The sequence below is a fragment of the Cryobacterium psychrophilum genome (assembly GCF_004365915.1).
GTDB lineage: Bacteria > Actinomycetota > Actinomycetes > Actinomycetales > Microbacteriaceae > Cryobacterium > Cryobacterium psychrophilum.
In genome coordinates this window covers 1,068,382-1,088,195 of the sequence record NZ_SODI01000001.1, presented here as the reverse complement: position 1 = coordinate 1,088,195, position 19,814 = coordinate 1,068,382, and the positions used below count along the sequence as shown (strand labels likewise).

General features: G+C 65.4%; 14 protein-coding genes and 1 pseudogene. 6 read left to right on the top strand and 9 right to left on the bottom strand.

What is annotated here, in order from left to right; genetic code table 11:
• Window positions 1-108: 108 nt before the first annotated feature.
• Complete coding sequence (gene cycA, locus EDD25_RS05030; RefSeq protein WP_134172312.1) at window positions 109-1,581, bottom strand: D-serine/D-alanine/glycine transporter; 1,473 nt, start codon at window positions 1,579-1,581, stop codon at window positions 109-111.
• Between the two features lie 100 nt (window positions 1,582-1,681).
• Window positions 1,682-2,818 carry an alanine dehydrogenase gene (gene ald, locus EDD25_RS05025; protein WP_134172311.1) on the bottom strand — a complete coding sequence of 379 codons (1,137 nt, stop codon included), beginning with the start codon at window positions 2,816-2,818 and terminating at the stop codon, window positions 1,682-1,684.
• Window positions 2,819-3,120: 302 nt separating this feature from the next.
• On the opposite strand from ald, the gene EDD25_RS05020 reads away from it, so the two are divergent.
• On the top strand, window positions 3,121-4,326 hold the full coding sequence (locus EDD25_RS05020) for a PucR family transcriptional regulator (RefSeq protein ID WP_134172310.1): 1,206 nt from the start codon (window positions 3,121-3,123) through the stop codon (window positions 4,324-4,326).
• A gap of 57 nt (window positions 4,327-4,383) precedes the next feature.
• On the opposite strand, the gene alr is transcribed toward EDD25_RS05020, so the two are convergent.
• From alr to EDD25_RS05000, 4 genes are all read right to left on the bottom strand, one after another.
• On the bottom strand, window positions 4,384-5,526 hold the full coding sequence (gene alr, locus EDD25_RS05015; protein WP_134175170.1) for an alanine racemase: 1,143 nt from the start codon (window positions 5,524-5,526) through the stop codon (window positions 4,384-4,386).
• A gap of 73 nt (window positions 5,527-5,599) precedes the next feature.
• Window positions 5,600-6,526, bottom strand: coding sequence for a carbohydrate ABC transporter permease (locus tag EDD25_RS05010; RefSeq protein WP_134172309.1), 927 nt, complete (start codon window positions 6,524-6,526; stop codon window positions 5,600-5,602).
• Window positions 6,523-7,413, bottom strand: coding sequence for a carbohydrate ABC transporter permease (locus EDD25_RS05005; RefSeq protein WP_134172308.1), 891 nt, complete (start codon window positions 7,411-7,413; stop codon window positions 6,523-6,525). The genes EDD25_RS05010 and EDD25_RS05005 overlap by 4 nt, the downstream gene beginning before the upstream one ends.
• Before the next feature lie 84 nt (window positions 7,414-7,497).
• Entirely contained in the window at window positions 7,498-8,775 is a 1,278-nt protein-coding gene (locus tag EDD25_RS05000; protein ID WP_134172307.1) for an ABC transporter substrate-binding protein, read from the bottom strand.
• Window positions 8,776-9,198: 423 nt separating this feature from the next.
• On the opposite strand from EDD25_RS05000, the gene EDD25_RS17425 reads away from it, so the two are divergent.
• Both EDD25_RS17425 and EDD25_RS18340 read left to right on the top strand, forming a co-directional pair.
• Entirely contained in the window at window positions 9,199-10,035 is an 837-nt protein-coding gene (locus EDD25_RS17425) for a hypothetical protein (protein WP_166671194.1), read from the top strand.
• A pseudogene (locus EDD25_RS18340) lies at window positions 9,935-10,498 on the top strand (GGDEF domain-containing protein); the annotation flags it as partial. The gene EDD25_RS17425 and the pseudogene EDD25_RS18340, both read left to right, overlap by 101 nt.
• A gap of 119 nt (window positions 10,499-10,617) precedes the next feature.
• On the opposite strand, the gene EDD25_RS18335 reads toward EDD25_RS18340, so the two are convergent.
• Together EDD25_RS18335 and EDD25_RS04985 are read right to left on the bottom strand one after the other, a co-directional pair.
• Window positions 10,618-11,253, bottom strand: coding sequence for a DarT ssDNA thymidine ADP-ribosyltransferase family protein (locus EDD25_RS18335; protein ID WP_422386770.1), 636 nt, complete (start codon window positions 11,251-11,253; stop codon window positions 10,618-10,620).
• Window positions 11,254-11,436: 183 nt separating this feature from the next.
• Entirely contained in the window at window positions 11,437-11,763 is a 327-nt protein-coding gene (locus EDD25_RS04985; RefSeq protein WP_134172305.1) for a cupin domain-containing protein, read from the bottom strand.
• A gap of 137 nt (window positions 11,764-11,900) precedes the next feature.
• Here EDD25_RS04985 and nagA point away from each other — a divergent pair, with 137 nt between their 5' ends.
• Together nagA and EDD25_RS17720 are read left to right on the top strand one after the other, a co-directional pair.
• Window positions 11,901-13,058, top strand: coding sequence for an N-acetylglucosamine-6-phosphate deacetylase (gene nagA / locus EDD25_RS04980; protein ID WP_134172304.1), 1,158 nt, complete (start codon window positions 11,901-11,903; stop codon window positions 13,056-13,058).
• Between the two features lie 319 nt (window positions 13,059-13,377).
• Window positions 13,378-14,223, top strand: a complete 846-nt coding sequence (locus tag EDD25_RS17720) for an aggregation-promoting factor C-terminal-like domain-containing protein (RefSeq protein ID WP_134172303.1) — start codon at window positions 13,378-13,380, stop codon at window positions 14,221-14,223.
• Here the strand turns inward: EDD25_RS17720 and EDD25_RS04970 are convergent.
• Window positions 14,220-14,663, bottom strand: a complete 444-nt coding sequence (locus EDD25_RS04970) for a DUF1294 domain-containing protein (protein WP_198418851.1) — start codon at window positions 14,661-14,663, stop codon at window positions 14,220-14,222. The two genes, EDD25_RS17720 and EDD25_RS04970, sit on opposite strands and share 4 nt — an antisense overlap.
• A gap of 192 nt (window positions 14,664-14,855) precedes the next feature.
• Here EDD25_RS04970 and EDD25_RS04965 point away from each other — a divergent pair, with 192 nt between their 5' ends.
• Window positions 14,856-19,694 carry an NAD-glutamate dehydrogenase gene (locus tag EDD25_RS04965; RefSeq protein WP_134172302.1) on the top strand — a complete coding sequence of 1,613 codons (4,839 nt, stop codon included), beginning with the start codon at window positions 14,856-14,858 and terminating at the stop codon, window positions 19,692-19,694.
• Window positions 19,695-19,814 lie beyond the last annotated feature (120 nt).

Sequence of the window (19,814 nt, the reverse complement as noted above, 5' to 3'; positions counted from 1 at the left end):
GTACCTCGAATCTAACTGACCGGGGGCATGCCGTCCGTACACGTGCATGCGTCCGGCGGCATAAACGCGGGTGCGGCCCGATCGTTCGAACCGGGCCGCACGCGGCTGTCAGGACTGCGCGGCGAGTATCGCGTCCCTGTCGGCCTCCACATTGGCACGGTGCAACTCGTGGTGGGCCACCTGCTCCGGGCGTCGACGAATGATGAACCACACGATGCCCAAGGCGACAAACCACAGCGGCGTCACGAGCAGCGCCTGCAGGGTGTCGGTTTTCTGCGTGAGCGCCCAGATGAGAAAACCAAAGAATGCCAGCACCACGTAACACATGTAGACACCGCCGGGCATCTTGAACTTCGAGGCGGCATGCAGCGCGGGACGGCGCTTGCGGAACACGATGTAGCTGACGAGGATGATGGTCCAGACGAAGATGAACAGCACTGCCGACATGGTGGTGACCACCGTGAACACGGCAATGATCGACGGGTTGGCGTAGAGCAGCACCGCAGAGGCGAGCAGGAACGCACACGAGAACAGCAACGCGTTGGCGGGCACCTTGTGTCGTGACAGTCGCTGGAAGCGGCTCGGGGCGCTGCCCTCCCCGGCGAGGCCGAACATCATTCTTGATGTGGAATACAGGCCGGAGTTCGCGGAGGACGTGGCGCTCGTGAGCACGACGAAGTTGATCACGGCCGCGGCAATGCCCAGGCCGGCCAGGGAGAACATCGCTACGAAGGGGCTGACATCGGCGGTGACCTCGCGCCAGGGGGTGACGGTCATGATCATGATCAGGGCCACCACATAGAAGAGCATGATGCGAATGGGAATCGAGTTGATTGCCTTGGGCAGGTTCTTCTCGGGGTCCTTGGCCTCGGCGGCCGTGGTTCCCACGAGTTCGAGCCCGACGAAAGCGAACACCGCGATCTGGAAGCCCGCAATGAAGCCCATCGGCCCGGTCGGGAACATTCCGCCGTCGTTCCAGAGGTTGTTGAAGCTCGCCGGGGTTCCCCCGGGCGACTGGAATTTCGTGATAACCATGACGAGGCCCACGACGATGAGCGTAACGATGGCGACGATCTTGATCAGCGCGAACCAGAATTCGGTCTCGCCGAAGGCCTTGACGCTCGTGAGATTGAGGCCGAGCAGGATCCCCACCGCGGCGAGAGCGGGAATCCACAGTGGCAGGTCGGGCCACCAGAAGCTCGTGTACAGGGCGATCGCGATGAGTTCGGCGATGCCCGTGACGATCCAGCATAGCCAGTAGGTCCAGCTTGTGAAGAATCCGGCCCATGGGCCGAGAAGGTCGCCGGCGAAATCACTGAACGACTTGTATTCCAGGTTGGAGAGCAGCAGTTCGCCCATGGCCCGCATCACGAAGAACAGCATGAAGCCGATGATCATGTACACGAAGATCACCGAGGGGCCGGCGAGGGCAATGGTCTTCCCCGAACCCATGAAGAGGCCGGTTCCGATGGCGCCACCGATGGCGATGAGCTGAATGTGCCTGTTGGACAGGGAGCGGGCGAGGTGCGGCTGCCGGTTCGAGAAGGTTGGACGGCTCGTGGCGACCGGGGGTGTCTTCATTGACATCGGGCTTCTTCCTGAGGGAGAGAGTGAGCGTGTAATGCGGATGCCGGGGGTCGACCATGGTGGTTGACCCCCGGCATCCGCTTATGCGCGCAGGTTAGGCGAGGGCGAGCTCGACCTCGGCGACGAGGTCGGTCCAGCTGGCGAGTTCGAGGCCGAGGGCCACGCTCACCGAGCGGTTCGCGACCTTGCCGGCCGCGATGTTGAGGCCGCCGGCGAGGGCGGCGTCACGCTCGAACGCGGCGCGCACCCCACGGTCGGCGATGGAGAGGGCGTAGGGCAGGGTGACATTCGTGAGGGCGTTCGTCGACGTGCGCGGCACGGCGCCGGGCATGTTCGCGACGCAGTAGAAAATGGAGCCGTGCACGGCGAAGGTGGGGGCTTCGTGCGTGGTCGCGTGCGAGTCGGCGAAGCAGCCGCCCTGGTCCACGGCGATGTCGACGAGCACACTGCCCGGCTTCATCCGGGAGACCAGCTCGTTGGTGACGAGCTTGGGGGCCTTGGCGCCCGGGATCAGCACGGAGCCGATGACGAGGTCGGCCTCGACGACGGCACGGTCGATTTCGAAGGCGTTCGAGGCGATGGTCTTGAGTCGTCCGGCGTACAGGGCGTCGAGTTCGCGCAGGCGGTCGATGTTGATGTCGAGGATGGAGACGTCCGCGCCCAGGCCGAGGGCCATGGCGGCGGCGTTCGTGCCGGCCACGCCGGCACCGATGACGGTGACCTTCGCGGCACGCACGCCTGGTACGCCGCCCATCAGGATGCCGGGACCGCCGGCGGGACGGGTCATCGACTGGGCGCCGACCTGAACGGCGAGGCGTCCGGCGACCTCGCTCATTGGGGCGAGCAGCGGCAGCGACCGGTCGGCCTTCTGCACGGTCTCGTAGGCGATGGCGGTGACGCCGGCCTCGAGCAGGGCGGCGGCAAGCTCCGGCTCGGCGGCGAGGTGCAGGTACGTGAAGAGGATCAGGCCGCTGCGAAAGTGCACGTACTCGGCGGTGATGGGCTCTTTCACCTTGAGGACCATGTCGGCGCCGGCCCATACCGAGGCGGCGCCGTCGACGATGGTGGCGCCGGCCGACTCGTAGTCGGCGTTGGAGAAGCCGGATTCGACTCCCGCGCCGGCCTGCACGAGCACGGTGTGGCCGTGCAGCCTGGCCTCGTGTACTCCGGCGGCGGTGATGGCCACGCGGAATTCGTTGTTTTTGACTTCTGTGGGAACACCAATAATCACGGGAAACTCCAGCTCGTTGTGGTCGCGGCGCCGATACGGGGTCAGCAGAAAAACGATATGTCAGGTTTTTGCCGCTCGGGCGTTCGACCGGCGACGGGGGACGGAAGCCGATGGTCGGCATCCGTTGGCGGCGCGGGGCACCCGTCGGCTGCGATGCCCGTGTTTACAGGGGGGCGGGAGGCGCCGGGGCACCCGGTGCCGACGTTTGTGCTGCCGGGTGTCCCGCGAACAGGTCGACAGATGTAGCGTCAACACGCGTCGATTGTCGCCTGACGTTCACGCGCGTCCCTAGACTTGAGGCTATGCAAGCGGCCGATATCGACCAGGCGGTGGCGATTATCGCCGCGCGCCTCGGCCGCGCACTCTCTTTGGAAGACCTCGACGGGCTGCTGCTCGCCTACAGCGCGCACGTGGCAACAGCCGACCGGGTGCGCACGAACTTTCTCCTGAGCAAGATGGTCCCTCCCGACGTGGGCGCCTGGCAGCTCAGCCACGGCATCGCGACTGCGGTGAAGCCCGTGCCGGTTCCGGCCAATGCCGAGCTGGAAATGCTGGGCCGGGTGTGCGTCCCTCTCCTCGCGCGGGGATTCCGGGTGGGATACCTGTGGGTGCTGCAGTTGGACGACGAGCACGCACCGGATGCGATCTTGCAGGAACTTCGAATGATCCGGCCGGAGATGGACTCGCTCGCGGAGATGCTGCTCAATCGCACCAGCGCGGACTCCGACGGGCGTCGGCTGCGGGAGGCCCAATTTGTTGCCGCCTGCCGCGGCGATCGGGAAGCCGTGGTGGGCGTGGGCGGCTGGCCGGGAGTGCATGGGCGTGGGCCGTGGCGGCTTGCGACGCTGCTGGTGCGTGGGGAGAACCCGTCAGACCCGGTGGAGAGCGGCCTGTTGCAGCGACTCTCCGCGCTGCACGCCACGCTTGGCATTAACACCGTGCTGTTTTCCGCCGGCACGGAGACGCACGCTGTCCTGCTCCTGCAGGATGCCATTGGTGGCGAGGACGAGACGGAGATTCTGCGCCGTTTCGGGCGTGAGGTGGCCCGCCGCAGCGGGCAGCCGGCCTCGCCCGCGCTACTCGGACTGAGCGAACCCTTCTCCGACCTGCGCCGGCTTCCCCGAGCGTACGCGGAGGCCCGCAGCGCGGTGCAGGCGGCATGGGTGGACGGCCAGCTCGGTGCGCTGGTGTCGTTCCGCGCCATCGGGGTGTACCAGTTTCTGGCCGTGGAGGGCCGCGACGTGTCGCCCGGCGAGTCAACGCTCTTCTCGGATTTGCGGGAGCTCGACCGCAACGAGGAGCTGCTGCCCGTCCTTGAACTGCTCTACGACAAGGACGGCTCCGTCGCCGAGGTCGCTGAGCAACTGCACCTGCACCGCACCAGCATTTACAACCGGCTCGGACGCATCCGTGCGCTGATCGGGGTCGACGCTCTGGGCGGCCACGCCCGCCTCGAGTTGCATCTCGCGCTCAAGGCCGACAGATGGGCGGGCCGTCCCCGCCTTTAGCGATGCCCGCCGGGCCTGTACCCCACTGCGCCAGTCGACGGGTGGCCGGAGTAAGCGTCAGGTGGGGACGGCGTTGCGGTAGACGCGAGGCACGCGGGAGCTGATGCGGGTCACCACTTCGTAGTTGATGGTGCCGGCGGCTACCGCCCACTCGTCAGCGGATGCCTCCCCGTCGTCCCCGGGGCCGAAGAGGATCGCCTCGGCGCCGATCATGCTCGCGCCGGCGGCAACCAGGGCGGCGCGGCCGAGGTCGATGACCATCTGGTCCATTGCGATGCGGCCCACCACCGGGTACGTGACCCCGTTCACCCGCACCGGGCCCCCGGTTGCGATGCGCGGAATGCCATCCGCGTAGCCGAGTGGAATGAGACCGAGCGTTGTCGGGCCGGCCGTGTGGTAGGTCAGCCCGTACGACACCCCCTGCCCGGCAGGCACGTCCTTGCAGACCGAGACCACGGTGCGTAGGGTCATCGCGGGGCGCAGGCCGAGGCTCTTCGAGGTTCGGTCGGCGAACGGCGAGAGACCATAGATGGCCAGTCCCGGGCGCACGAGATCGAAGTGGGTGTCCGCACGGGAAAGCACGCCGGCGCTGTTGGCAATGTGGCGTTGTGCGGGGCGCAGGCCCGCGGCCTCGGCCTGGGCCACTGCCCGCATGAACACCGCAAGCTGCTCGTCGGTCTCCGGGCGTGCTGGTTCGTCCGCCACGGCAAGGTGCGAGAAGATGCCGACGACACGGACGGCGCCGGCGAGTTCGGCCTGCCGGGCGAGGCGCACGAATTCCTGCCAGTCCGCCGGGGTGCTGCCGTTGCGGCCGAGACCGGTGTCAATCTTCAGGTGGATGCGTGCGGTTGTGTTCAGCAGCTGCGCGGCGGCGACGATGTGGGGCAGCTCCCAGCCGGAGCATCCGAGGTCAATGTTTGCGGCGACGGCCGCAGAAAAGTCGCTGTCGACGGTGTGCAGCCACGCGAGCAGCGGGGCGTCGATGCCCGCCGCACGCAGCGGCAGCGCCTCCGAGATGTGTGCCACGCCGAGCCAGCCGGCGCCTGCTTCGAGCGCCGCGCGGGCCACCGGAAGGGCGCCATGCCCGTAGGCATCCGCCTTGACCACGGCCATGACCGCGGCCGGGGCGGCGAGTTCCACCAGGTGCCGAACGTTGTCCCTGACGGCGGCGAGGTCGATGACCGCCGCGCGCTCTGGCATCCGTTCGGTGGCGGTGACGCTGACTGCAGATTTCACACGTTGCAGCCTACCGCCGGCAGGCGACCGCGGGAGGCTACTTGACCGATCCGCTCATGAGCCCTCCGATGAAGTACTTGCCGAGGATGATGTACACGAGCAGGGTGGGCAACGACGCAATGAGCGCTCCCGCCATGGCCGTACCGTAATTGGCCAATTGCGCGCCCTGGGCGAGGTTGTTCAACGCGAGCGAGACCGGGCCGCCGCTGGTGTCCGAGAGGAACATAGCGAACAAGAAGTCGTTCCAGGCGTTGGTGAACTGCCAGATGATCGTAACCACGAAACCCGGCAGCGACAGGGGCAGCACGATCGAGGCGAAGGTACGCAACATTCCGGCGCCGTCCATACGCGAAGCTTCCATGAGTTCCATCGGGATGCTGACGTAGTAGTTGCGAAAGATCAGCGTGCAAATCGGCAGTCCGTAGATGATATGCACCATGAGCAGCGTCGAAATGTCGCTCGGCAGGCCGAGAGTCGTCTTCATCTGCACCAGCGGCGTCATGATGGCCTGGTACGGAATGAACATGCCGAACAGGATGAACGTGAAGACGATGTCGGCGTGCGGGAACCGCCAGCGTGACAGCACGAAGCCATTCATGGCGCCGATGAACGATGAAATGAGCGCCGCCGGAATGGCCAGGAGGAACGTTCGGCCGAGCGCCGGACCGAGGGCCGTCCAGGCCCCGGTCCAATTGTCGAAGCCGGTCGGTCCGCCCGGGGCCACGCTCTCCCACGGCCACCGCACCGGCAGACCCCAGGACGTGGAGGCTGTGACGTCCGCGGGGGGCTTGAAGCTCGTCACGATGAGCACGTAGACGGGAATGAGCACCACGAAAACGAAGAGGACCAGGAGCACGTATTTGAGCGTGCGCCCCATGGTGACGCGACGCACCGGCTTGGGCGTGCGGGGCGCCGGTTCGGGACGGGGCCGTGCGGCCGGGGGCACTTCTGCGGTGACGGTCATCGGGTCGCCTTCTCTGAACGCCACGTTTGAATGAGGTAGGGGATGATGAAGAGCGACGCCAGCAGCAGCAAGATCGTGGCGATCGTAGCCGACTTGGCGTAGTCATTCGAGGTGAGCGTGACCCACATGTACGTGGCGGGCACCTCGGTCTGGTAGATCGAGCCGGTGATCGACATGATCAGGTCAAAGACCTTGAGCGACATGTGGCTCACGATGATGAGCGCCGACAACGCGATCGGGCTCAGCTGCGGAAACACCACGAAACGGTAGAGCTTCCACTCGGAGGCGCCATCCATTCGGGCCGCCTCGCGCAACTCCTGCGGAACCCCGCGGAAGCCGGCCAGGAACAGGGCCATGACATAGCCGGAGAGTTGCCAGATAGCGGGCAGGGCGATGGCCGCCATGCCCCAGATGGGCTCGTTCCACCAGGCGTTCTGCAGAAAACCCAGCCCGAGGCTCTCAAAGATGCGGTTAAGACCTGATGCCCGATCACCCTCCGCGCTGTTGAGCAGCCACCGCCACACCACACCGGATGCAACGAATGAGATCGCCATCGGGAACAGGAAGACGGAGCGGAAGACACCTTCGGCACTCACACCCTTGTCGAGCATCCACGCCCAGATGAAGCCGAAGAGCATCGTGCCCGCGATGAATACAACCGTGAACATGACGAGGTTGAACAGCGAGTGCAGAAAACGATCTTCACTGAGCAGCGCCAGGTAATTGTCGAGGCCGACGAACTCGGATTCGGGCGCGAGGCTGTGCCGGTTGGTCGTGGAAACCTGAATGTTGGCGGCGATGAGGCCGTACACGAAGATGCCCAGGATGAGAATGGTGGGGGATACCAGCAGAAGCGGGGGTCCCCAGTTGCGTACTCCCTTGCGCACAATGCGCCTTTCCGTGCGTTGAAGCGTCGATGCACAGGGAGGGCGAGGCCTTGGCCGTCGCCCGCCCTGTGCGGATGGAGCAGATTAGCCCAGTGCGCTCGAGGCAGCCGAGACCATCGCAGCGATCAGCGCGTCGCCCTTACGGTCGGCGCCGAACTTGCCAATCGCCGAGGAGAGGTCAGCCGACCAGGAACTCGCCGCGGCGGCACCGTGCGCGAGCGAGCTCACCACGGTGTCTTCGCCGAAGGACGTCATCGCGGTCTGCTGGTAGGCCGGGTAGTCGGATGCGACGGCATCCGTTCGGGCCGGAATTGAACCCTTGGCGATGTTGAACGCCTTCTGGCCCTCGGCGGAGCTGATGGTGGTCAGCCAGTCGATGGCCGCGGCCTCATGCGGGGCGCCCTCGGGCAGGGTGAACGAGTCGGCGAGGAAGTCGAAGATGCCCTCGGTGCCCGGGGTGGCCCAGGTGGTGTACTCGGTACCGTACGTCTGGCCGGCCTGCACGAAGGCAGCCTCGGCCCAGTCGCCCATCACGTTGTAGCCGGCGTTGCCGTCGAGCACAAGCTGCATGGCGGCATCCCAGTCGAGTCCGACATAGTCACTGTTGACGAAGTCCAATAGCTGGCCGTAGTGGTCAACGGCCGTCGCAACGCCGGGACCGTCCCACGGGGTGGTGCCGTCCCACAGGCCGGAGTATCCCTCGGCACCGAGATCGGCGATGAGCACGTTTTCCAACAGCTGCATCTGGGTCCACTCGGTACCCAGGGCGAGGGGCGTCTTGATGCCCGAGTCCTTGAGCCTGGTGAGGTCCGCGATCCAGGCGTCCATGTCGGCTGGAGCGACGTTCGGGTCGATGCCCGCGCTCTCAAGCACGTCGACGTTCACCCAGGTGACGTTGGCGCGGTGAATGTTGCTCGGCACCGAGTAGATCTTGCCGTCGGAGGTGAGCTGCTCAATCAGCGTGGCGGGGAACGCCTCGTTGAGGCCGTTCTCTTCGTAGAAGCTGCTGAGATCCTGCAACTGGCCGGCGGCGATGTAGTCGGTGAGCTCGGCACCCGCGTGGGCTTGGAACGTGTCGGGCGGGTTGTTCGCCTCAAGCCGGGACGCCAGGGCGGCCTTGGCATTCGAGCCAGCACCACCGGCAACGGCAGCGTTGTTGAATTCCACGTCGGGGTACTGCTCGTTGAAGACGCCCACGAGCGCATCGAGTCCGACTTTTTCCGATCCAGAGGCCCACCAGGTGAAGACCTCCACCTGATTGGCGTTGCCATCGTCGGTGTCCCCTCCCGCCGGGGAACAGCCCGCCAGGGCGAGGCCGACGAGCGCAACGCCCGCGATGAGGGACAGTCTTTTTTTACGCATGTGATTTTCCTCCATTGGATAATCTGCCGCCCCAATCTGCTGTGGTCGGGGGGTGCATGAGGTGCTGCGCATCTGCCAATAGTCGCCGACAGAGGTCGGCGCGCGACGACACACGCACAAGCTTGACAGAGAGTTTATGGTCGCCGGACGTTGACCGTCAAGCGAGGAAGGCTCACGCCCTCGTGCGGGATGGGGCGGGGGCGCGTCCATGCGTTGGTTGACGGTTCGCCAGTGTCACCACAATGAGACCTGTGGCGAGAATGGCGCCCGAACGATGCCGGGATGCCTATGCTGTGACTAAGGTCAGAATTGGGGCCCGGCGGACACTGACGTGCGCCGTTTCCAGGTTCGCTCTGGACCCTTAAACAGCTGGGGGGCTGCATCGTGGTTGAACCTGACACACTCCGATCTGAGCGCGATTCGATGTCGGTTGACGACCTGCTGACGCAGAGTCGGAGTGCGACCGAGTCCGGTGACCATCGTCAGGGCGCAGAGGGGGCTGAAACGGCGCTCAACCACCCGGATGCGACGCCCGACAACCAGGCGAAAGCCCGTGAACTGCTCGCACTCCACCGGCTTCGTCTCGGCGACTATCAGGACTGTGTACAGCAGGGCCTGCAGGCGCTTGAGTTCTTCACCGCCAACGGTGATTTGCTCGCCCAGTCGCGCGTGCACTGCACCCTCGCGCTGGCCTTCACCGACACCGCGCTGAACGAGACGGCGCTGCGGCACGTGCTCGGGGCGCTCGAGGCAGCGCGGGCCTGCGGCAACCCGACGGCGGAATTCTGGGCACTCAGCCGGTTCTCCCTCGTGCGCGGGGCGATGGGGGATGACGCGCGATCGATTGATCTGGGCCGGCAGGCGCTTGCCGTGGCGCAGACGCTCCACGACCCGGAAACCAGTTTTGTCGCTGTCAATAACCTGGGCGACACCTACCTGGTCATGGCCAGGGAAGCTGTAAACCGCGGCGATGACCCCACGCAACCGTTCACTGACGCACTGGTTCTGATGAGGGAGGCCGTTGCCCTGGCCCAGTCGCAGGTAAACCCCTTCAACGAGGCGCTGGCGCGGACGAACATGGTCGGCATCGGAACATCAGGAGAAGCTGCACGCCGCGATTCTGCGCATGACCGTGCAGACGGCCGGGTTGCAGTCTCAGATGCTCATCAACACCATCGAGATCGAGCCCGCCCGCCACGAGGTGGAGAAGTCCCAACTGGAACTGCGGGTGGAACGGCTCCGGGCCGAAGAACTCGATGACCAGGCGCACACCGACCCGCTGACGCGTCTGCCGAACCGCCGTGCGCTGGAGCGGGAACTGCCGTGGCTGATCGGACGCGCGCAGAAGAGAATGCAACCGCTCTGCGCCGCCATGATCGACTTCGACCACTTCAAGCGAGTCAATGACGAGTACGGCCACGCCACGGGGGACCGGGTGCTGACGGTAATGGCCGCAATGCTGCGCACGATCACGCGCGGCTCCGACCTCGCCGTGCGAGTGGGCGGCGAGGAATTCCTGCTTGTTTTCGCCGAAACCGGACTGAACGAAGCCCTGCACGCATGTGAATGGCTGCTCACCTCGGTGCGCACCTACGACTGGGACGCGCTGGCCCCGGGGCTCCCCTGCACCGTCAGTGCCGGTCTGGCACGACTCGAAGGCGACGAAAACGTTGCGGACTGGCTTGCCAGGGCGGATGCCGCCCTGTACGAAGCGAAGCACGCCGGCCGGGACCAGATCGCCACCGCGTCTTCCGGGCTGAGGCGGGGGCCACTGACCGGTAGTCGCACGGTCCACGCGATCAGCCGCCGGCCGTCACACGGCGCAGGGCAGACCCGGAGGCCTCAGTCGGCCCGGAACCACTCCGGCCGCACGAGCACGTCTATGGTTGCCGACCGATCGGCGAGCACCGCGCGAACCCGCGTGGCGGCCTCCTCGGAGGGCACCCCGATCGACAGCACCCTCCGCAGCGGGAAGAACCCCTGCACAAGAAACTCCGCCGCGCGAGACTCCTCAACATGCGCGGGCGCCGTTGCCGGGCTGAACAGCATCCGCACAAGCGACGCGAGCTGCTCACGCGTGCGGCCGAATTCAGCGCCGGGCACCGCGGCATCCATGTTGGTGAACAGCATTTTGGGCGTGTGCGCCGGGTGCGCTGTCGTCTGCCAATCGAGCACACTGGCGATGCTGCTCACCAGCAGCACAAGCCCCGCACGTGGTACGAGCCCGCGCAGCTGGCGCGAATCCGGGCGCAAAGAAAACGGGACAAAATCAGCCACGACCGAGTCGTCGTGATGCCCGGTGTGCCGCGCGCGGCGCGCGAGTCGAGTGGCTTCCGCCGCGAGGTCTACTGCCGGGCGTTCCTCCCAGTCCGGGTTGGTGTCGGCGAAGAGCTGTTTCTCGGCAACGATTGACGCCAGGTTGCCTTCGTGGGTCAGATGGAAGATCTGCTGCTCGCCGACCTGGGCCCCTGGCTCCACGGCGCGGCGCACCTCGCGCGACCCACGCGACAGAACCTCTCTGGTGCCGATGCGCGACCGCCGAATCGGCGAAGACCGGGGCGCCGGGGCAGCGTTCTCTTCCAGCGGGTCGATGAAATGAACCACTCATCCTCCCTTCGTCACACCCAGTCTGCCGCAGACCTGCGGTATCTCGTCAGAGGTCTACCCAATCAGCGTGAGCATGAGGCGGGATTCCTCGAACGCTTCCACGGAGTGCGGCACATTCGCGTCCAGACGCAGCAGTGCTCCCGGCGTCAGCTCGTGCACGGCGCCGTTGGCGCTCACGAGAAGCCGCCCCGCCAATGCTTGCATCAGGAGTACCTTGGGCGCGTTGTGCTCCTGGAGAATGTGCCCGGCCTCGAACGTGAGCACGACGACGCGCACGCCGGGCGAGCTCAGTACCTTGGTGTGATGTATTCGACCCGGCTCCACAACCGTTCCATCGATGATGTCGGGAATGAAGGTGGTCGGACCGACGCTGGTTTCCATACCCACACGATAGTCCTGCGGGCCGGACGCAGGCCAAAATATCGCGCGCTCACTCTCCGACGCTAGATTCACACAGTGCCCACGTTTCAGCGCCTCTTGACCCTCTCCGCCACCGGCCTCGACGTGAGTGTTGCCTCATGATCGGTGGGCGCATCATTATTCACTCGGCCAGACTGGTGTCCGGGGGCACTGTCACCGCAAATTCCTGGGTGGTTTTCGAGGGGGACACCGTTCGCCAGCTCGGAGTGGGCGGTACGTGGCAGCCGTTGGCGACGGGCGCACATGACGTCGTGGATGCTGCCGGACGGGTACTCACCCCCGGATTCATTGACATCCACTGCCATGGCGCGGGGGGTGCCGCATTCGACGACGGTGCGGCGGCCATCGACACCGCCTTGGGCGTGCATCACCGCCATGGAACCACGCGGACCATGCTCTCCCTGGTGACGGCCAGCCAGACGGATCTCGAAACGCGACTGACCGCCGTGGCAGACGCGGCCGAGAAGAATCCACTCATTCTCGGCGCCCACCTCGAAGGCCCCTTTCTGGACCCGACGTACCGCGGTGCCCACGATCCGGCGCTGCTCCGTGCGCCGGATGCCGGGTCCGTGGACCGGCTCCTCGCGGCTGGTCGGGGTCACCTGAGACAGATGACCGTCGCACCCGAACTGCCTGGCGCCACCTCGACCATTCGCACTCTGGTTGACGCCGGGATTGTCGTGGCGGTCGGCCACAGCGCCGCAGACTACGACACCGCGCTCCGGGCGTTCGATGGGGGAGCGACCATCCTGACGCATGCCTTCAACGGCATGCGGGGGCTCCACCACCGGGAGCCAGGCCCCATCGCGGCCGCCACGCGCTCCGCAGGGGTCACCCTCGAGATCATCAACGATGGGGTGCATGTGCACCCCGAGATGGTTCGCCTGGCCTTCGCCGGCGCTCCTGGTCGCATTGCCTTGGTGACCGATGCCATGGCCGCCGCCGGAGCATCCGACGGCTCCTATCTGCTCGGAACCCTTGCGGTCAGCGTGAAGGGCGGTGTTGCGCGTCTTGTTGACGGCGGAGCGATCGCCGGCTCAACCCTCACGCTCGACGAGGCACTACGCCGGGCGGTGACCGACGTCGGTGTGACCATCGAAGCCGCCGTGACGGCGCTGACGCTGACGCCCGCGCGAGCCATCGGTCGAGGACACGACCTGGGGAAGCTTGCCGTCGGCTACGCGGCCGATGCCGTGCTCCTGGATGACGCGTTCAGGGTCGACGCGGTGTTCGCGGCGGGGCGACGACTCGCGTGACGAGACCGTCCGGGAACGAGAGAGGCTCCGCCCCGTCGATGTCGTGGAGCGGCGACTCGACGACCTGATCGTGCCGAACTTCGTGGGGGCCCTGGGCCAGCTCGCCGGTCCCGGCCACGTGCATGTCACATGTAATTTCTAGGCTTTACTGAGGATTTGTCCAGAAACCTGTGGAATGTTTGGCGCTTCGCCTGCGACGCACCGGAGTGCGCGGGCCCGACGCTCAGTGAGCCGACGCTCTTGAGCGTGCAGGTCCACGATTTGGTAGGTTATGCGCACGACTTCATCTGTCCCCACATCCGTCAGCTCCACCAAAAAAATGGCTGGCCCGCGCCTGAAGCGTTTCACGCTCGGCACGGTCGCGGTGCTTGCGATTGCAGGACTCGCCACGGGCGGCGTCCATGCCGTGCAATCGGCTGCCGACAGCCGCGAGAGCGTCACCGCCACAAGCGCCCTGAGCGACGCCACCGGCCGCCAGCACGAACAGCTCGGCGCGTACAGCACAATTGCCGAGGCGCACACCGACAAGACGGCATCCGTCACCCTGGACGAGGCCAATCAGGTTCTCGCGAACACGGAGGGCAAAGCGGACGCTTCCGCCCTCACCGCAGTGAGCAGCTCGCTCGCCGGCTTCGAGAGCATGCCGATCGACCTCGTTGTGTCACTGACCGCAGAGACGAAGACCGAAACAGCCGCACTGAGCGCCGCAGCAGCCGAGGCCGACCGGGTTGCCGCTGAAGCCGCCGCCGCCGCTGAGGCCGCCGCCGCCGCTGAGGCCGCCGCCGCCGCTGAGGCCGCCGCCGCCGAGGCCGCCGCCGCCGAGGCCGCTCGCCAGGCCACACTCGCCACCACGAACACACCCGAGGGTGCAAAAGCCGCGGCACGGGCCCTCGCCTCCTCGAAGTATGGCTGGGGCAGTGACCAGTTCTCGTGCCTGAACCAGCTGTGGGAGAAGGAATCCGGCTGGGACTACCAGGCCTACAACCCGAGCGGCGCAACCGGTATCCCGCAGGCGCTGCCGGGAAGCAAAATGGCCTCGGCCGGAACCGACTGGGCCACCAACGCGAGCACACAGGTGGCGTGGGGCCTCGGATACATCAAGGCCTCAAGCTACGGAACGCCGTGCGCGGCCTGGGCTCACTCCCAGGCCAACAACTGGTACTAGCCTCCAGCCGCGACCGCGCCATCCACGATGACTGCGAGCATCGGAGTCGTGAGCGCGGCGAAAACCGCGAGGTTCACCACCACGGAAACCCAGAAGGCCCGCCGGAAGGAGACCTTCTGGGTTTTGTGGCGCAGCAGCTGCTGCGCCACAATCGCGCCAGGCCAGCCGCAGACGAGGCCCAGCAGCAGCAGGCTGCGTTCCGGTACCCGTCGACGATTCGCACGCGCCGCCGACTTGTCTACGGCATAGACAATGTACGACGCGATACTCGCCAGGGAATACAGCGCGGCGACCCATAGGGGTATGGGGCGGGACATGCCGATGACGGCATAGGCGACGAGAAAACCGGCAATAACGAGGTAACCCGCCCGACCAGAACGTCGGCGCTTCGATCGTGGCGAGGCTGCTGTACCCGGGTGTCGACTCGATGCAGAACCCATATTTCGAGCGTAGCCGCCGAATGCAGGCCGATCTTTGCAGACTTGGCCCGGTCGCATCCGTTCTGATGGCAAGAAGTTGACTACCCTATAAGGGCCGTGCACTTTTTTTGCAGGGCCCGATTGGTGCGTGCCGGGGGATTCTCCGTGGCTTGAGTGGCACCGATCACAGAATGTGATGGAGGATTTTCTACAATGACGTCTGAGCCCACGGCGATCGATCAGTCCCCGGTGGAACGCACCTTCCTCGCCGATTACTATGAGCACCTCATCGACGATGATGCGCAGAACTACACGGATGCGGTACTGCAGGAACGCGCGCTCGCTCATTGGGAGGTGGCGCGCAATCGCAAACCCAAGACTGCGAACGTGGACGTTCGCAGCGAAATGGGTCGCAGTGTGGTCTTCATCGTCACCGATGACATGCCCTTTCTCGTGGACTCCGTCATTGCCGAACTCGTACGCCAGCAGTCCGCCATTCGCCTGGTGGTGCACCCGCTGCTGATCGTGGCGCGAAATCGGGAATCACATGAACTCGTCAGCATCTCGCGGATGCCCGCCAACGTCGGCGTGGCCAGCGGCGATACCTCGGCGATGCCGAGCATCTCGCACCTGATCGCCACGGGCGGCAATGGCTCTCACCTCGAGTCCTGGATCGCCATCGAAATCGACGGTGTCGGCGAAGAACGTCGGCAACAGCTCGTTGAGGGTCTCGCCGCCGTGCTTGCTGACGTGCGCGCCGCTGTTGAGGACTGGCCCCTCATGCGCCGGAAAGCGATTCAGGTTGCCGACGACCTCAATCACGTAACGCACGGTGAACAGATCCACGATCTCAGGCAGACGCAGAACCTGCTGGCCTGGCTTGAGAGCGACAACTTCACATTCCTCGGCTACCGCGAGTATGAGCTTGAAACCCTCGACGGCGAGGATGTGCTGTCGATCCGTGAGGGCAGCGGCCTGGGGCTGCTGCGCTCCGCCGAGGACCGGCACCAGATCCAGCACCTCACGGAGGCCGGACGAACCAAGGCGCGGGAGCGCACCGCCCTCGTGATCACGAAAGCCAACTCGCGGTCGACCGTGCACCGACCTGCCTTCTTCGATTACATCGGTATCAAGAGCTTCGACGAGAATGGACTCGTGCGCGGTGAGCAGCGCTTCATCGGACTCTTCGCGGCCAGTGCGTACACCAGTTCCGTGGAGGTCGTGCCCGTTCTGCGCGAGAAGGTCGAGGCCGTTCTCAACGAAGTCGGCTTCCCTCCCGGATCCCACAGTGGCAAGGATCTCCTCGGCATCATGGAGACCTACCCCCGTGACGAGCTCTTCCAGATTGAGGTGCCGGCGCTCGTTGTCGTAGCCCTCGCCATCCAGCGGTTGCAGGAGCGACGCCGCACCCGTCTGTTCCTGCGTCCCGATGTCTACGGACGTTTCATGTCCGCGCTGGTATACCTTCCCCGCGACCGGTACAACACGGCCGTCCGTCTGCGTATTGAGAAAGAGCTGCGCGAGACTTTCCAGGCGGATTCCCTCGATTTTGAAGCCCGCATGACCGAGTCGGCGCTCGCCCGCCTCTTCTATCGCATCCGCTTGCCGCAGCCCCATGCTGTGGAAGAGGTCGATGGCCTTGCCCTGGAACGTCGGCTCGCCATGGCGGTGCGCTCGTGGCCAGAGGGAATCATTGACGAACTGCGCGAAACGCACCCGCTTGAGGAAGCCGATCGCCTCGCCGGGGTCTGGGCAGAGGCCTTCCCCGACAGCTACCGCGTGGACTACGAAGTCAAGGACGCCCTCGAAGACATAGCTCGGTTCGAGGCCTGTGCACTGGCAGCGGCACGGGCGGAAGCGGCCGGTACGGCGCCTGCACGCCCCGGACTCCATGTCTACATTCCCGAGGCCAGCGAATCAGCCCCCGTCCGCGTGAAGCTCTACATGATGGAGTCGCAGAGCCTCAGCCAGATTCTGCCGTACTTCCAGAACCTCGGGATTGAAGTCCTCGACGAGGTGCCGTTCGGCATCGAAACCTCCGACGGCCGTGAGTTCTTTCTCTACGACCTGGGCCTGGTCTACCCGGAGAGCGTCGATCCCATCGCCACCGGCGAGCTGCTCGCAGACTCGTTCGGTGCCGCAGTGAGCGGGGCCATCGAATCCGACAGCCTCGACCGTCTGGTTCTGCGCGAGGGTATGGCCTGGCATCGCGTGGTGATTTTGCGCAGCTATGCCAAGTACCTGCGCCAGATCGGCAACACCAACTCCTACGAGTTCGTTGCCAACACCCTGCTCGCCAACCCGGTCGTCGCGAGCGGTCTCGTGGCGCTCTTCGAGGCACGGTTCGACCCCGACTTGAGCGATGACGAACGGATGCCGCGGGTCGACGAGGTGCGTGCCCAGCTCACCGCAGCCATGGAAGAGGTGGCCACCCTCGATGCAGACCGCGTGCTGCGCATATTCATTAACCTGATCGAAGCTTCCCTGCGCACGAACTTCTTCCAAAACAAGCCTTACCTGAGCATCAAGCTCGATCCGACCGAGATCGCCCTGCTGCCCTTCCCCCGGCCGAAATACGAGATCTGGGTGTACTCGCCCCGCGTCGAGGGTGTGCACCTGCGCTTCGGCAAGGTTGCCCGCGGTGGCCTGCGCTGGTCTGACCGCAAGGAGGACTTCCGCACGGAGGTGCTCGGCCTCGTGAAGGCGCAGACGGTGAAGAACGCCGTGATTGTTCCCACGGGCGCCAAGGGCGGGTTCTTCGCCAAGAAGCTACCCAACCCCGCGGTCGACCGCGCCGCGTGGATGGCCGAGGGTGTTGAAAGCTACAAGACCTTCATTCGCGGGCTGCTCGACCTGACCGACAACCTCGTCACCACGCCCGACGAGGGCGAGCGCATGGTGCCGCCGGCCCGAGTGGTCAGCCACGACGATGCTGACACCTACCTCGTGGTGGCCGCCGACAAGGGCACGGCCTCCTTCTCGGATATCGCCAACGGCCTTGCTGCCGAGTACGGCTTCTGGCTCGGGGATGCTTTCGCTTCCGGCGGATCGGTCGGCTACGACCACAAAGAAATGGGCATCACCGCGCGCGGGGCCTGGGAATCGGTGAAACGCCACTTCAGCGAATTCGATGTTGACTCGCAGACCGAGGAGTTCACCGTCGTCGGCGTCGGTGATATGTCAGGTGATGTGTTCGGCAACGGCATGTTGCTTTCGAAGCACATCAAGCTCGTGGCAGCCTTCGACCACCGCCACATTTTCCTCGACCCGAACCCTGACGCGGCACTCTCTTTCGCGGAACGCGCGCGACTCTTCGCACTGCCGCGCTCGTCATGGGCGGACTACTCGGCCGAACTCATCAGCGCCGGCGGCGGCGTGTATCCGAGACAGTCCAAGTCCGTGCCCATCTCCGCCGAGGTTCGGGTTGTGCTCGGGCTCGCCGAGAGCACGACTCGGTTGAGTCCGCCGGAATTGCTGCGCGCGATCCTGACGGCACCGGCTGACCTGCTGTACAACGGCGGCATCGGAACCTACGTCAAGGCGAGCAGCGAAACAGCCGCGCAGGTGGGCGACAAGGCCAACGACGGCATCCGGGTGGATGGCAAGGACCTGCGTGTGAAGGTGGTCGGCGAGGGCGGGAACCTCGGGCTCACCCAGCTCGGCCGCATCGAGGCGGCGTTGCACGGCGTCATTCTCAACACCGACGCCATCGACAACTCGGCTGGCGTCGACTGCTCCGACCACGAGGTCAACATCAAGATCTTCGTCGACCGTATGGTCGCCGCGGGCAAGCTCGACACGGCCGAACGTGCCCAATTCCTGGCCGAGATGACGGATGAGGTGGGTCGCCTTGTCTTGCAGGACAACGTTGACCAGAACATCCTTCTGCTCAACGATCGGGTTCTCGTCAACAATTGGAGCCCGAGCTACGAACGCCTCATGAACTGGCTTGAGTCGGCCGGGGACCTGCAGCGTGAACTTGAGGCACTGCCGACCACGGCAACGTTGCGGGAACGACTCGATCAGGGGCAGGGACTCACCTCGCCCGAGTTGTCGGTGCTCGCTGCCTACGCGAAGATCGAGCTTGCGACCGCGCTGCGCGACAGCGACCTTGCGGACGACCCGTGGTTCGGCGGCACGCTGCGCCGCTACTTCCCGGCTCAGCTGTCCGAGCGTTTCGACGCCGAACTCGACACGCATCCGCTGCGGCGGGAGATCATCGCCACGGTCGTCGCGAACGACATGATCAATCTCGGCGGGGTCACATTCGCGTTCCGCACGATTGAAGAGACGTCGGCGAGCCCGGCCACGGTGGCCCGGGCGTTCGTGGCCCTGCGGGAGATCTTCGATCTCGACTCCATGATCGACGCACTCAACTCCTTGCCCTCCTCGTTCCCCACCGGGCAGTGGACGGCGATGCACCTCGATATTCGCCGTCTGCTCGACCGAGCGGTGCGCTGGCAGGTGAACCAGGGCGACACTCGCACGGTGGCCCAGGTCGTGGAGAAGTACAAGCCGCAGGTGCACCGCCTGCGCTCCAGCCTGAGCCGGTACCTGCAGGGTGCCGACCTCAAGCGTCTGCAGATGCAGATGCAGAAAGCCGAAGAGTGGGGTGTTCCGGAGACGCTTGGTCACCAGTGGGCCGAGCTCTTTGAGGCTTTCGCGCTGCTCGACGTGACACAGGTCGCGGCGCGCACGCAGGAGTCGGTGGAAGACGTCGCGGCCGTGTACTACCTGGTCTACGACCGGTTCCGGATCGATGACATTCTTGTGCGGATCACGGCGTTGCCGCGCAAAGACCGCTGGCAGGCCCTCGCCCGAGCCGCCCTGCGCGATGACCTCTACTCGACCGTGGCCGACATGGCCAAGGCCGTGTTGGAGGCAACGGATGCCGGGACTGCCGAAGACCGCCTGCTCGCGTGGGAGGCACTCAACGTCGAGCAGCTCCAGCGGGCACGCAGCGTGTTCGAGGAGGTCAATGCGCTCGGCCAGGACGACATGGCTTCGCTCTCGGTGGCCCTGCGCCTCCTGCGGTCCATCGTGCGTCGTTAACGTCACCACCGTGGCCGGATCGGTCAATGGTTCCTGATTCAGGAATTATTGCCCGATCCGCCAAGTTTTTTTGCCGCGCCGAACTCGTCAGCGGGACGGCGTCTCACCCCGAACCGGCCA